The sequence below is a fragment of the Paenibacillus chungangensis genome (assembly GCF_042675905.1).
GTDB classification, from domain to species: domain Bacteria; phylum Bacillota; class Bacilli; order Paenibacillales; family Paenibacillaceae; genus Pristimantibacillus; species Pristimantibacillus chungangensis.
In genome coordinates this window covers 72,154-85,666 of sequence record NZ_JBHTJZ010000035.1, presented here as the reverse complement: position 1 = coordinate 85,666, position 13,513 = coordinate 72,154, and the positions used below count along the sequence as shown (strand labels likewise).

Genomic DNA, 13,513 nt, shown 5'->3' with positions numbered 1-13,513 from the left:
AGATCACCTCCTTTCATGCGTGATTGGCCAGAAATCTGTGAAAAATGTAGCTTCGCATCAGCAGCCGGAATTCCGTGCCGAATATATGATCCGGACGGGGATCGTGCCTGATCGCTTCTAACGAACGAGTAAGCTCGCTTGTGTTCACATAAGGCGACATTCTATCGTCTTGAACCGCCTGCTCCAGCTTTTCCATGACCTCCCGCCAGATTGGCAATATGCGGTGCAGCCCGTCAGCTCCCTGAATTCCTCTGAACTTCTGATTAAGCCGGACATGATCAGGCAAGTAGTCAAGCGTGGATCTCCTGATCAGCGATCGACCATAGCCGTTCTGCACGAATTGATCCTGCGGGACGGACAAGCAGAAGCGGATAACCCGCAGATCGTTCGTCGCGTCGCGATCCCATAAGGAATGACGCAGTGATTGCTTGCAGCCAACCGATCCCGTCGTCGTCCAATAATACAGCTTCTCGAACTGCTTCCGGCGTACATCATAGACATTTTGCCCGGATTGTCCCCAGAAATCGTAGCCGTGCTGCTGAAGCCGTTCGTATACGTTCGTTCGCCGGGCGAATTCGGGATTGATCAGCTTCGGCATAGCTTGGTCCTGCTTGCGGGACAACCACTTGTCGACCAATGGGAATGCCTTCTTCCCGATGGAGTGATAAAGCCTCGCCCTGTTCGCATTCATGTTCGCGCTATATTGTCTGATCTCATGGGCCAGCCGCATCCATCGGAATTGGCGCAGCAATCGTGCCTGATAATCCAGCGCAGGCCCCCAGGAGATCGTCCAGTTGCCTCTGCTTCCGGACAGCAGCGTTCCGACGTTACTCGCTGCAGCTTGCTCATAGATGCCTTTCACCCAATAGGAATTCTCGTAGAACTTGTAGGGCGTCTCTATCATCTCCAGCATATCGTCCACTTCCGACAACGGATTCTTCTCGGCGAAGCTGAAGTATTGATCGTGAATATTACCGACATGCTGCACAGTTGCTTGAATATACTCTCTTTCGTTCGCTACCCGGCTCCGCGGCGTCCAGTCCTGAAATTCGTCAAGCGGCACATAGCTGAACGTATGAAGCCGCTTCTCCTGATTCCTCAGCTCCTTCGCCGCGAAGCTGACGACGGAACCGGAATCCAGACCGCCGCTTAACTTGGCCCCGACTTCCTTATAAGTGCGCAGCTTGGAAGCAATCGCTGTGCTGAATACGTCACGGAACGCTTCTTCGTATTCTTCGTTGCTGCCCAGACGCAGCCTCTCATCGGACACGATCGTGCAGTATCGGTTGAAGCGCAGCTCTCCTTCTCTAATTGTGAAGCTGTGAGCTGGCGGAATCTGTCCGATTCGCTCGTACACTGTCGCATGGACGTCCACGGCCTCCGTCGAGATGGGAATCGCCAGAAATTCCGATATCCATTGCTCATTCAATCTGCGGTCCACTTCAGGAAGCGCCAGCAAAGGCTTGATCGCCGTGCAGAATGCGTAATAAGACGAAGTCCTGGTGACATACAGCGTGCGGTTACCGGAGAAGTCTCTTGCGCCGAACAGCGATGCCGCGCGGCTGTCCCAGATCATGAAGGCGAAGTCGCCGATCAAGTGCTCAGGCGACTTCTCGCCCCACTTCTCGTAAGCCAGCATAATGAGCTTGCTGTCGCTCATCCCTTGTCGGTCCATAGCGGGGACGGCGAGCTTACCGAACAATTCCTCGCGGTTATCAATAATGGCATCTGCCGTTATGGCAAGCCCTCTCTCGCGATCGTAAGCGGGCAGCACTTCACTTAGCGACTCCGGCGTAATCCATTGTCCGTGACAGCCAAGGAAGATGTCGTCTCCCTGCCAAGTATGACGATAATCGGCCCGGTATCGCTTCAGCTCTTCCATGATCGTGTAACCATGAGCAAGCTCATGAGATGCCTGGTTCAAGCTCAAAACAGCTGTAATGGCGCTCATGTAATCCTCCTGAGTGTTCGCGTTAATGAACATTTCTCGGCCGATGCGCTTCATGGTGTAAACCCTTTGTAAATCGGGGCTCTTCCCGTTTAAGCAGCTGCTCGGCCGTTCGTTTTATTCTATCATTTCGTTCGATGTTGTTCTTAATAAAGAACTACGTCTTAATTTACCACCTCTCTACTCCGTTGTCAACCTATTACGGACTACTTTTCTGAATGAATTTTAACCTGCTGCAAATAGGCGGATGAATGGCGATAATGCTTCTTTTTCACTTTCGCATTGTAATAATATTCGTTATAATGAAGAAAACACATGCATCCATGCATAAACGGAGGAGTCAGCCATGATCGGACAACATATACAAGACTTGCGAAAACGAAGGGGACTGTCGTTGACAGAATTGTCATTGCGGGCAGGCGTTGCGAAGTCTTACCTGAGTTCTATTGAAAGGGGAATTCAAAAAAACCCTTCCATTCAATTTCTGGAGAAGATTGGGGAAGTGTTAAACGTATCCGTAGAAGATATTATTAATTTCGGAAACATTGACCAATCAGCCGCTCTGCTTGACAAAGAGTGGGAAGAACTGGTCAAGGAAGCCATGAATTCCGGTGTAAGCAAAGAGCAATTCAAAGACTTCCTGGAATATAACAAATGGAAGCTTCATCAAGAACAAGAGTAGCGCTGTATAGTTTATACAGCGCTTTCCTCCAATCGATTGCGCTTTTCTTCCGTCAGAATGGACAGCGCATTTCGTATCTGGTCCTTGGTCAGCCCTTTTGATCGCGCTAAGAGTATTAACTCCACCCATTCCATATCCAACTGCTGCTGGTTGTCCGAATATATGGCAGTCATTCCCTCTCGTCCCCCGTTCCATTGGGGCGGTTGCACCACTGACTCCATGCGTTGTAAGGTGCCCAGATACTAAACGCACTTCCACGTCTCCCATTCATTTTTTTCAACACCACTTCCCCTATGATAGACCATCCTGAGTAAATATGTTGTCGCTTTATGTCCACAAAACGGCAGAAATTAATTCTAATTTTGTCGAAAATGATTCTTTATTCTTATGCGCGTTCACATCTAGATAGCACTATAGCCTCTCCGCCAATGCAATAGCTCGGTTCCGATAGCCGTCCGGATTCGCAGATTGCCAACGCCAGGAATCTCTGCACATGTCATGAATATCCCGCTCCGCCTTCCAATTTAGTTCACGCTCAGCCTTGCCTGCATCCGAATAGCATTCGCCGCAATCGCCTTCCCTTCTGCCTGTGATGACATAAGGAATAGGTCTGCCCGAAGCTTGCCTGTAAGCTGCGATCATCTCCAGCACGCTATACCCCTGTCCTGTTCCTAAGTTATAACAATGAAGTCCTTGCAGCTCTGTCAGCTTGTGCAGCGCCTTCAAGTGACCTGCGGCAAGATCGACGACATGAATATAATCTCTTACACCTGTCCCATCCTTCGTATCGTAATCGTCTCCGTATACAGATACTTCCTTCAGCTTTCCTACCGCAACTTGTGCGATATAAGGAATAAGATTATTCGGTAGCCCTTCCGGATCTTCACCAATGCGTCCGCTCTTATGCGCGCCTACCGGATTGAAGTATCGCAGAACGGCTATTCGCCAAGCCGAATTCGCCGCAACCATATCTCCCAGCATCTGCTCGATCATCAGCTTCGTACGTCCATAAGGATTAATAGCGCTCAGCGGAGCATGCTCCGTTATCGGCACCTCATCCGGCATGCCATATACAGTGGCCGATGAACTGAATATAAGCCGGTACACTCGGTATTCATCCATCACTTCACAGAGGGTAATCGTGCTGATCATATTCTGATGATAATATTTGAGCGGCACCTGGACCGACTCCCCTACCGCTTTCACTCCTGCGAAATGAATAACCGCTTCAATGGAATGCTCCTCGAATATGCTTCTCAAGCGTTGTTTATCTGTCAAATCCATAATATGGATTGGAAAAGTCCGGCCAGTAATTTCTGCCACACGCACAAGCGCCTCGTAATGACTGTTGGACAAATTGTCCACAACAACAATATCGTGGCCGGCTTCCAGCAATTCGACACAAGTATGGCTTCCAATATAACCCGCTCCACCAGTAACTAATATTGCCATTTCTCTACCTCATTCCTTTGTCGTTCTTTATATAGAACATTGTAACACAGAATTTAACTGTTGTCTTTTATAACGAACATTTTAACAAGTTAAAAATGCCTTCTAGCCACATCACTCTAAACAAGTAGTAAAGACGCGGCCTTCTGCATGAGCTTGCGCGCCATGCTTCTGTGATAAAGCTTACGGCCGAGCTTATGCAAATACCGAACATCACAAGCGTGAACGGCAGCCAGATAGTCCGCCTCGAAGTGACGAATCACCCCTTCATTGCACAACGCCTCCCGTATGCTTTCATGCTGGCAGTGGCGAACAATCTCTTCTTCCATTGCTTTAACACTATATGCGCTTCTCATCACATTCAGCAGGCAGGTCTGCAACGTATTCAGCAGCATGATGCTGACGCCGTCCATCATCAGTTGGCGATTGTCGCAGTAATATTCTTCAATCACTTGCTTCTGAATGCGATAACCGCTTACGATATCATGGAACAGATATGGCATATATCGTTCCGTGAATCCTCCTGTGCGATAATAATATAGCGCTTCGGGAATAACGAGCACAGACTTCGCCTTCAGGAACATCTCCAGATTGTAATAGAGATCATCGCCAAAAAAGTGAATATCGCGCAAGTAGTTTCCGCTGGAGAACAGCATCTCGCGCTTGTACAACTTGCCGAACAGATTGGGCGGGAACGGATGGCCTTGAAGGAAGGCTGGCACCAGACTGGATCTGATTTCATCTTCCAAATAGAGCTTTCGTGTTTGGAAGTACTCGCTCCTGTTCAATCTGTGCGGTCCCCTATAATGAAATGCACGGAAGTTATTGCTGACTGTAATATCACTTTTCGCGCAGACAGCATTGGCATACAGCATCTGAATCATATAAGGGGATATCCAGTCGTCCGCATCCACAAACATGACATAAGGCGATTGAGCGGCCTTCACCCCTTTATCTCTTGCCTTGATGCTGCCCTCTCTATTCGTATGCAGCAGCGTAATGCGAGCATCTTTTTTTTTGAAATACTCGCATATGGTCGAGCTATCATCAGTCGAACCGTCATTTATAAGAATGACCTCGATATCCGCATAGCTGCTATTCACAATCGACTTTAAGCAGCAATTCAACTTTTCGCCAGGATTATAAATCGGTACAATCACACTTACCTGACTCATTTTGCCACCTCAAACTTTTCATTTGTCATCTTCTATGTATTCACCCTTGATATGACATATACCAAGGGTGATCTAAGCTTAATTTTCCAATTCGACGTTATTCAGAAGCTTGAGATAAGGATCTGAACCGGAAACCGTCGTAGCTTTAAGCACCAAGGAAGCTAAAGTGAGGGAATTCTCTTTATTGAGCCAGTATGCGTTTACTTTGGAGCGTTCTAAAAAACTATTCAGCACTACCGCTTTATTATCCGTATTCCCTTTTCCAATAGCTGCATCAAGGAAGGCGCTTCCGATAATTAAAGAATTGCCGTTTAGCTGGACACCTACATTCACGAATTTGCTGTTACGAATATCAATCTGTCGAGTGAAATTCGCACTGTCCAGACCGAGTTCCACGTCTTTGCCCCCGAATACCCCGGTTTTCATTCTCATAAATTCGCTGGAGCTGACACTGCTGGCTTCGAATCTTACAGCCCCTTCTATCAAGGTCAGTCCTTCAATGACATTCGGCCTACCTGCGTACTTGGCGGGAACCATGATCTGCATATCGTAGTTTTTTACTGTGATGTTCTTCATGACAATTCCCGAGGTCAATATATTGAAATTAGGCTGAAGGCTGCTGTCCTCTCTCCAATCCCGCTCCAATAAAATATGGTTCAAGTAACATCTACCGTAATTGTATCTGCTGACATTGAAGTTTCCTTCACCTGCATCCTCAGGCATTACTGGTGGACCGCCAGGCGACTCCGACACTTGGAAGCTGTTCGAAGTGATATTGACGGTATAGTATAACTTATCCACACTTATTCCGCCGGGAAGTCGGCCCACCCACTCCTCGAACACCAGCTTGGCGCCGTTGCCCATTCCGTGAGCGGAAGGCAAAGTGAATACGCCAGTTCCAACATTGACGGCAGGCGTTCCGAAGTAGCCATATATGGCCGAGCCTGAGAACGAAGCGTCTTTCATCTTCACATTTTGTACGACAGCACCTTTCGTATTAGCCAGCTTCAATGTGCCTCCTTGGAACAAAGCCCCGTCTACTACGCTGTCTCCTTCGACGACAAGCAGACTTCCAATGAACGTGTTATCGATGAACTTGACGGATTGCTGCGTAGAATGCGATATAATACCGCCGACATTCCAGCCCTTGAACGTGTTCCCTTGCAGCATAATATAATTGCCATCTGCATTGACGAAGTGTCCTCTTACATTGTTGTAAATATAATTGTCCTGAATGGCGATGCGATAATTCAACTCCAAGCCGTCCGGTTGATCCGGCGTCTGGTATGGGATATTGGATTCGCCAACCATGGATTCGATATCAATTCCGAACATAGGCGGCGTACCATTCCGGAAGTCTGTCGTTACGCCGTCATCTTCATAACCGATGTCGTGTATCTTGTTTCGCAGAATGTGAACATCGTTAGTTGAGCAGATCGAGATGCCTTGTCTACGACAATGGTGAATCAGACAATCGTTAATCTGTAAGTTTCCACCCATCTGCTCCTGCGTGTATAAAGAAGGATCACTGTAATACTGCTCCCAATTCGTAAAGATTCCATCGCCAGTACAGTTAGAAATGTCAACATTTTCAATCTGAATGCGATTGCCTCCGTATATCCCTACGCCATGTCCTCCCTCATGCGTGTAATACATGTTGTCGACCTTCGCTTTAATAGATGCTATCTCTGCGTTCGTCAACGGACTGGACAATTGAATAGCGAATACCATTTTATTGTTCAAGTTGATATCATCAAGGAACCATCCTCTGCCCGTAGGGGCTCCGGGAGCGAATAATCCGTTCGTTCGATAGCCGGCTAGAGTGAAGCGTGAAACCCTGTCGCGATATTGATAGAACTGGTAGCCGGCAGCGTCCACACCATCAATCTCCCATAACCGGAAATGCGATAACAGACCCGGATTGGCGTAACGATCAATGACTTCGCTACGAATCCAGTTTGGATTGTTATTCAATGAGCCGTCGGGGTTAACGCCTCCTCTCATGAAAGCTACTCGCATTTCATATTGATGCGCTTTCTTATCGCCGATAATTTTCCCTCCGGAAAGCTTAACATTGTGAACACCCTTCATATAGATCATATTGTAATTGGGTGATGTGTTGCCTTGAAGGTGTATTTCGGCGTCGGGAGACAATTGAAAGTGGATTCCGCTTTGCATGACAATTCCGGCAGATCTGCTAATATCGCTTGTATCCAGATCAATTAAATACGTGCCTCCCGGCAGCACAATATGATTATATCCTTGCGCTTTTGCCCACAGCAGGGCGTTGTTGATTCCCAATCTTGTCGCTTGCGGCGCAGTACCGTCATTCTTAATTCCGAATTTATTGAGATCTATTATATAAGTGGCATGCTGATCGAAATTTGGAAGCTGCATATCATTCACCTCCGTTTTTCTATCAGTTTATGTAGCTTGTCTTTCGGAGGTTACTTATTTCCGCTGAATACCCCTTCCCGCATTTAAGACTGGTCGGAGACCACGTTTTTTTTTGAAGCGGATTTGAGAGAAACCAGCTTACCTAACATCGTTTTGGCAATATTAAACAAATACTTGAACTCTTCAGATCGATAAAACATACAAATAAATATTAAATTAATAGAAACCGCTGCTACTACCGCTTTGACGATGAGCCAAAGAAAACTGTCATCAGGCAAAGCTAACAAATGCAATACCATATTCACTAAAAATGCAGTCATGAGCGCTATTCCCGTATAATAGCCGTATTTTGCAAAATAAATCAGCAATGATCTTTGAAAAACATTCTTGTACACGAGATAGGGGATGAACCAGAATGGTACGAGTAAAGAACTGATAAGCGTTCCTAGGAAAATCCCCACAATGCCCATTGTATAAACAAATAGGATGGAAATTGATAAATTGATAGCAGCTTGAATAACAGGAGCGAATCGGTCTTCGTGAAAAATTCCCGAAGTAGTTTTAATTGTCGTAATTGTGTTCCGCATGCCTCTTTCGTAAAAAGTGATCACAAGCAGTAATAATACCCACTTGTCCATCACAAATTGATTACCAATCCACACCTTAATTAGCGGCTCTACAAATAGATACAGCATTATCGCAAGGAAAGCATAAAGCAAAAAATTTACCAACATCGATACTTGAAAAATACTATACACTTTTTCCCTTGATTCTTGGGCAACCAAATTCCCAATACTATGATACAGATTTGAGAAAATCTGATTGGAAAAATTTCTGCATAGTTCGATGAGTAATTTATAATTTGAATATAATCCTACTGCGACAACACTAATGAACGATGATATAAGCACACTGTCAACGCCAAAAATGAAATAATTTCCAATGTTTTGGAGCAAGATTGCTTTCATGTTTTTTATAAATTGCGCTTTCGTTGCATCATCTAGTTTGTAATTCGTCCCTTCATTTAAAAAGGGATATTTGCGATCAACCAATCGAGCAAGAATATATGACGTAGCTAAAGAAATAGCGGCTTCTGCAATCAAGTATAATATGTAGTTTTCCGTATAATGCAATATTGCAAGTCTGATTCCGGTCGACAATACAGCGGAAATCGTAAAGCCAAGAGTAATCACATAGTTCTTTTGGTTAACGTTCAGAAAAGAATGCTTATAGACAAACAGATAAGGAAGTGCAGTATGCATTAGAAAAATCAAATAAATCATGTGCAAATGATCCACACTGGTGTCTTTTACAAACAGATGAAGAAAAGGCATTAGCGCCAAGCCTATGAGAAGAATCACGGCGGCAATAATCCAATAAGCTTTCCTATACAAATTCATCAATGCGATGATCCGCGGCCTGTCATCTTTTGCAACGGGCTTATACAAGCTGTAAATAATGCTGGAGCCAATTCCGGATTCGGCTATCGCTAGCATAGCTAGAATACTTGTAAACAAAGCATTAATCCCAAGATATTCAATACCGAGTATATGGATAAACACAGTTCGTGTCAGGAAGCTAAGTCCGGCTATAATAATCTGGTTTCCCAAGCCTGCAGTAATATTGAGCAACGAACTCTTTACTCTCATGGTTAACTCCTATCTAACAAAACCTGATTTGCCTAACAGCTCCCTCATCATCGTTTCACGCTTTTGAGCTGATATTCGCCCCGACAACGTATAAGATTCGTCATAACATTTACTGCTATCCATTAATTGTTGAAGTTTACTCTTCTGTTCAGTTACGCTTCTGATTGGAATGGCTGGTATTCCGCTCACCACCATTTCTGACTCCACCGTTTTGGTAACCACACTCCCTGCGGCGACGATGGCTCCCTTGCCGATTGTTACTCCAGGCATAATGATTGCTCGAGCGCCTATAAAGACATCATCTTCGATAATGACGGTACCTATTCTTGTGTAGCCGATCAAACTCTTGCTGCTTGTATCGTGCGTAAGAATATAAGCTTCCGGCGCAATTGTAACGCGATTACCTATTTCAATTAACCAGCAATGGGAATAATCGAATATAACTCCTGGCTGAATGGAGCAGTCTCTACCGATCTTCATCCCTAGCTTAACGTAATCCTCCAGCCAAATTTCTTCCAGCAACACTTTTCTTGCACGGGCGCGAATAAAATGAAAAATACGTTTCATTCCTACACCGCCTTTTTCGAATGCTTAATTACTTACATCTTATCTTCCATGCACAAGCGAATAGCAAAGCCCTGCGTAAACGGAAGAATGGAGAAGTGCGTGGAATAAACGCCGATATCCTTCGTATCTCCCTGCGAGAAATCGATCACTCCGTTGCGCCTGGTTACTCCCATCAGATAGACGGAAGCGCGCTCTGCTCCCTCTACACAGACTTCAGCAATGTCCCCGATACGACCCGCTTGCGTCAAGAACCAGCCCAATATCGCCGTCGCGGAAGAATCCGGCCGCGACTCCGCTCTGTTCACCGACCAATTCCAGCAGCCGGAAGGCTGCTGGAAGCGCAATACTGCCTGGGCGAACCGTGTCATCATCCCCTCCAGCTGCTTCTTCTCTTCCATATGGTCGGGAAGTTCATTCCATGCGTCGGCAAGGCCGATTGCGAACCACCCTAGCCCGCGCCCCCATCCGTACAGTCCTGCCGGCATGCCATCCTCCAGATGATAAGCATGGCTCGGTATGTACTGTTTATCTAGCATGCCGAACCTCTCATAGTGCTCCAACTGCTTTAACGCCAGCTGTATACATTCCGAATGCTTGAACTGAACGCCATAAGCTACAAGAAATGGGCAAATAAATCCGATCGTATCCACATAGCGATAGTCTTTCATCGCTTTACGATATTGTACAGTGCCATCCGAACCTATGTGATCGCGGATGAGATGCCATATCTCATCGAGTGCCGGCTTGCAGCGATAAGCGTAGCTTTTGCCCAGCTTCAATATGGCGTATGCCAGAATACCAGCGTCTACCTGCTTAGGAGACTCCCTCCATTGCCCTTCTTCCGTGAACTTGTCGCTTATATATTGCTCGATCACTGCTTTATGCCCTCTGTCGTACTCGCTGCTAGCTGAGCTTGCAAGCCCGAGCAGCAGTGCGGCTTCCTGCCAATGCTGAATCGTTCGGCTCGCATACTGTCCGCGCAACATATCTATGACGATTAGTCTAGTATGATCCGTCTTCCGGATTGTCGGTGTCCGCTTAAGCCACTTCGCTCCCACCTCCGTAATCATATTCTGCCACTGCTCGCGAGTACGGTAACGGCCAATCCGAATCCGTCCCAGCCAATCCTTCGCCAATGGAATCCAATCGATTATGACAACAACTGCCGCGAGTAGGACGATGATATAAAGAATAAAATGCAGCATGCGCTTCTTCCCCTTCTTCCTATCTAATCCTTTCTTTCTCTAAGAGATCAGCTCATATAGTTTTTCCACTTCAGATTCCGTCCCCAGATCTTCCTGCTGCAGTTCTTTCGTGAACGATTGCTGCAACGTCTCGTTCAGCAGCAATTTTTTGATTCCGCCAGCAAGAGCTTCTTCACTCATTTCTACGATGAGTCCATTCTTCATCGAAGCAATACTATCAGAGGCAGTCGAGAAGTTGGTCACGACTATTGGCTTGCCAAGTATTTTGGCTTCATCGACTGCGACAGGCTTGCCCTCGAATCGTGACGGCTGTACATAGATGTCCGCCATGCGGATAAGCGGGTACGGGTTCTCCTGAAGCCCTAACAATACGAATCTCTCCTGCAAGCCATACTGCGATATCATGGCTTCAAGTCGCTCTCGTTCTTGCCCTTCTCCGATAATGTACCAGTGAACGTCGCAACCGCTATCAACAAGCTGTCTGCAAGCTGCAATAGCGAGATCGAATCCTTTCTGGGGATGCAATCTGCCTGTCGAGACAATTTTCCAGCCCTGCACATTCGGAAGGGCAGGTGTCGGCTGCATGGACATCTTCCTGACCGTAGATGGCGATATAATATTGTGCATCACTTTGATCTTATCGACATATTGAGGAAATAAGCGCTCCAGCACCTCGCCGCATGCTGCGGAAACTGTAATCAGATAATCCAGCTTTCCGAAGTGTGATTGATCCAGAGCGGGATCCATACCAAGCTTTTCATAGTCATTATGAATAAAGCCGATCTTCTTCGAGGCTGATACTTTCTCAATGCCGAAATAGACCGGATTTTTCTCCAAATAACCGATGACGGCGTCATAATGCTTCTGAAGCTTCGGCAATGTGCGCGAAATATACTTCCACACTCTCTGCTCACGTCTGGCGGCATTCCGTTCTTGCTTGAACACGAATCCGGCTTGCAATCGGGAAATAGCTGTGCCGAATTTAAACTTAGCTAAACAATCCATTAAAGCCGCTCTTAAGGACATATCAAAGTACTCAAACCCCTCCAAACCTCTCAATGTATTAACCTCTTCAGGTAGTTGCTGCAAAAATATCCCTTCGTGCTTGAATAACAGCAAATCAACCTCGTATCTGGAGTAATCTATCGTTTGCAGTAACGAGACCAATGCCTTCTCTGCACCGCCGCAATGAAGGTTGTTCATTACAAATAAGAGCTTGATCATTTCACTTTCTTTCCCCCCGACCAATCAAAGAATACAACTTGTTTATTTCATCTTCCGTCCCTAGAGAAAGTCGACTTAAATTAGCTGAAAATTTTCCTCTTAGAGTTTCACTGGATATTATTTCCTCAATTGCATTCGCTACCGCAGTGGGTGTCATCTCTGCAATTATTCCTTCTAAACCATCTGCCAATTGGTCATGTGCAGTACTGAAGTTTGTAATGACAATCGGTTTTTTCAATATTTTCGCTTCATCTATAGCTACTGATTTGCCTTCGTATCTAGATGTCTGGACGTACAGATCTGCTTGTGCGATATACGGATACGGATTGGTTTTCAAGCCTAATAAATGAAAATTTGAAGTCAAATTATTCTCATTTATTAGCTGAACTAATTGATCACGCTCATCTCCTTCCCCAATGACATACCACTGCACACTACACCCTCTATCCTTCAATTCCTTACAAGCAAGGATAGCCAGTTTAAAATTTTTTTGTTCATGTAACCTGCCAATAGACAACACTACCGTTTCGTTATCCTTTCTCTGGTACATACTTTCGTCAGTCAATGCCACCATGTTGTTTATCATTGTTGGAGAAATGATATTATAAAGAACACTTACCTTATGCTGGTATTGAGGAAATCTTCTTTTCAATACACATGCACATTCTTCAGAAACCGTTACGATATGATCTAGTCCACCGAAATAACGATTATCAAATGATGGATTCATTCCAAGCTTATCGTAATCATTATGTATCCATCCGATCTTCTTCTTCGCCTTCACCTTATCGACACAGAAGTATATGGAACTCTTCTCCAAATAACCGATTGCGGCATCGTATTCATGCTGCAGATTGCGCAAAGAAGGAGATACATACTTCCAGCCCGCTTGCTCCTTGACGCTGACATTCCCTCTCGCTCTGTTGTTCAGGCTGAACAGCATCCGGTTCAACGCCAACGACAGCTCGCCTTGCTTCAGATGGTCCGCGACAGACCGGCCAATTGGCTGCGAGAACCGCAGATACCCTTCCGACAGCGGCAGCAAATTCACTTCTCCCGGCAGCAGCTCCAAGAAAATGCCTTCATGGTTCATTAAATGGAGGTCCACCTCATACTGCTCGTAATCGATGTAGCTCAGCAGATTGATAAGGCTGCGCTCTCCGCCTCCCGCAGCCAGACTGGGTATGATAAATAGCAGCTTCTTCTTCATGAGCCCC

Annotated in this window: 11 protein-coding genes and 1 riboswitch; of the genes, 1 reads left to right on the top strand and 10 read right to left on the bottom strand. The window is 45.9% G+C overall.

Features of this window, described 5'->3' with window-relative positions; translation table 11 throughout:
* Window positions 1-13: 13 nt before the first annotated feature.
* The gene (locus ACFQ2I_RS18845) at window positions 14-1,951 is read right to left on the bottom strand and encodes an asparagine synthase-related protein (protein WP_377566960.1); all 1,938 of its coding nucleotides are present in this window, start codon (window positions 1,949-1,951) and stop codon (window positions 14-16) included.
* Window positions 1,952-2,294: 343 nt separating this feature from the next.
* Between ACFQ2I_RS18845 and ACFQ2I_RS18840 the strand changes: the two genes are divergently transcribed.
* Window positions 2,295-2,630 (top strand): helix-turn-helix domain-containing protein, encoded by a 336-nt coding sequence (locus ACFQ2I_RS18840; RefSeq protein ID WP_377566958.1) that lies wholly within the window; start codon window positions 2,295-2,297, stop codon window positions 2,628-2,630.
* 11 nt (window positions 2,631-2,641) lie between these two features.
* Here ACFQ2I_RS18840 and ACFQ2I_RS18835 read toward each other — a convergent pair whose 3' ends face one another.
* The 9 genes from ACFQ2I_RS18835 to ACFQ2I_RS18795 form a co-directional block, all read right to left on the bottom strand.
* Window positions 2,642-2,803, bottom strand: coding sequence for an anti-repressor SinI family protein (locus ACFQ2I_RS18835; RefSeq protein WP_377566956.1), 162 nt, complete (start codon window positions 2,801-2,803; stop codon window positions 2,642-2,644).
* A 15-nt stretch (window positions 2,804-2,818) separates the two neighbouring features.
* Window positions 2,819-2,903: riboswitch (cyclic di-GMP riboswitch) on the bottom strand.
* Window positions 2,904-3,041: 138 nt separating this feature from the next.
* Window positions 3,042-4,082 (bottom strand): UDP-glucose 4-epimerase GalE, encoded by a 1,041-nt coding sequence (gene galE, locus ACFQ2I_RS18830; protein WP_377566954.1) that lies wholly within the window; start codon window positions 4,080-4,082, stop codon window positions 3,042-3,044.
* Between the two features lie 116 nt (window positions 4,083-4,198).
* Window positions 4,199-5,254: a glycosyltransferase family 2 protein gene (locus tag ACFQ2I_RS18825; RefSeq protein WP_377566952.1), complete on the bottom strand. Its 1,056-nt coding sequence runs from the start codon at window positions 5,252-5,254 to the stop codon at window positions 4,199-4,201.
* A 78-nt stretch (window positions 5,255-5,332) separates the two neighbouring features.
* Complete coding sequence (locus ACFQ2I_RS18820) at window positions 5,333-7,651, bottom strand: right-handed parallel beta-helix repeat-containing protein (RefSeq protein ID WP_377566950.1); 2,319 nt, start codon at window positions 7,649-7,651, stop codon at window positions 5,333-5,335.
* A gap of 83 nt (window positions 7,652-7,734) precedes the next feature.
* Window positions 7,735-9,300 (bottom strand): lipopolysaccharide biosynthesis protein, encoded by a 1,566-nt coding sequence (locus tag ACFQ2I_RS18815; protein WP_377566948.1) that lies wholly within the window; start codon window positions 9,298-9,300, stop codon window positions 7,735-7,737.
* A 9-nt stretch (window positions 9,301-9,309) separates the two neighbouring features.
* Window positions 9,310-9,867, bottom strand: coding sequence for an acyltransferase (locus tag ACFQ2I_RS18810; protein WP_377566946.1), 558 nt, complete (start codon window positions 9,865-9,867; stop codon window positions 9,310-9,312).
* A 32-nt stretch (window positions 9,868-9,899) separates the two neighbouring features.
* On the bottom strand, window positions 9,900-11,072 hold the full coding sequence (locus ACFQ2I_RS18805; RefSeq protein ID WP_377566944.1) for a glycoside hydrolase family 88 protein: 1,173 nt from the start codon (window positions 11,070-11,072) through the stop codon (window positions 9,900-9,902).
* 39 nt (window positions 11,073-11,111) lie between these two features.
* Window positions 11,112-12,296, bottom strand: a complete 1,185-nt coding sequence (locus ACFQ2I_RS18800; protein WP_377566942.1) for a glycosyltransferase — start codon at window positions 12,294-12,296, stop codon at window positions 11,112-11,114.
* Window position 12,297: 1 nt separating this feature from the next.
* Window positions 12,298-13,506: a glycosyltransferase gene (locus ACFQ2I_RS18795; RefSeq protein WP_377566940.1), complete on the bottom strand. Its 1,209-nt coding sequence runs from the start codon at window positions 13,504-13,506 to the stop codon at window positions 12,298-12,300.
* Window positions 13,507-13,513 lie beyond the last annotated feature (7 nt).

Bases quoted from the DNA above. Each gene is read 5' to 3' on its own strand.
- ACFQ2I_RS18845 (WP_377566960.1), bottom strand. From the start codon at position 1,951: ATGAGCGCCATTACAGCTGTTTTGAGCTTGAACCAGGCATCTCATGAG.
- ACFQ2I_RS18835 (WP_377566956.1), bottom strand. From the start codon at position 2,803: ATGACTGCCATATATTCGGACAACCAGCAGCAGTTGGATATGGAATGG.
- ACFQ2I_RS18810 (WP_377566946.1), bottom strand. From the start codon at position 9,867: ATGAAACGTATTTTTCATTTTATTCGCGCCCGTGCAAGAAAAGTGTTG.
- ACFQ2I_RS18795 (WP_377566940.1), bottom strand. From the start codon at position 13,506: ATGAAGAAGAAGCTGCTATTTATCATACCCAGTCTGGCTGCGGGAGGC.
- ACFQ2I_RS18805 (WP_377566944.1), bottom strand. From the start codon at position 11,072: ATGCTGCATTTTATTCTTTATATCATCGTCCTACTCGCGGCAGTTGTT.
- ACFQ2I_RS18800 (WP_377566942.1), bottom strand. From the start codon at position 12,296: ATGATCAAGCTCTTATTTGTAATGAACAACCTTCATTGCGGCGGTGCA.
- galE (WP_377566954.1), bottom strand. From the start codon at position 4,082: ATGGCAATATTAGTTACTGGTGGAGCGGGTTATATTGGAAGCCATACT.
- ACFQ2I_RS18825 (WP_377566952.1), bottom strand. From the start codon at position 5,254: ATGAGTCAGGTAAGTGTGATTGTACCGATTTATAATCCTGGCGAAAAG.
- ACFQ2I_RS18820 (WP_377566950.1), bottom strand. From the start codon at position 7,651: ATGCAGCTTCCAAATTTCGATCAGCATGCCACTTATATAATAGATCTC.
- ACFQ2I_RS18840 (WP_377566958.1), top strand. From the start codon at position 2,295: ATGATCGGACAACATATACAAGACTTGCGAAAACGAAGGGGACTGTCG.
- ACFQ2I_RS18815 (WP_377566948.1), bottom strand. From the start codon at position 9,300: ATGAGAGTAAAGAGTTCGTTGCTCAATATTACTGCAGGCTTGGGAAAC.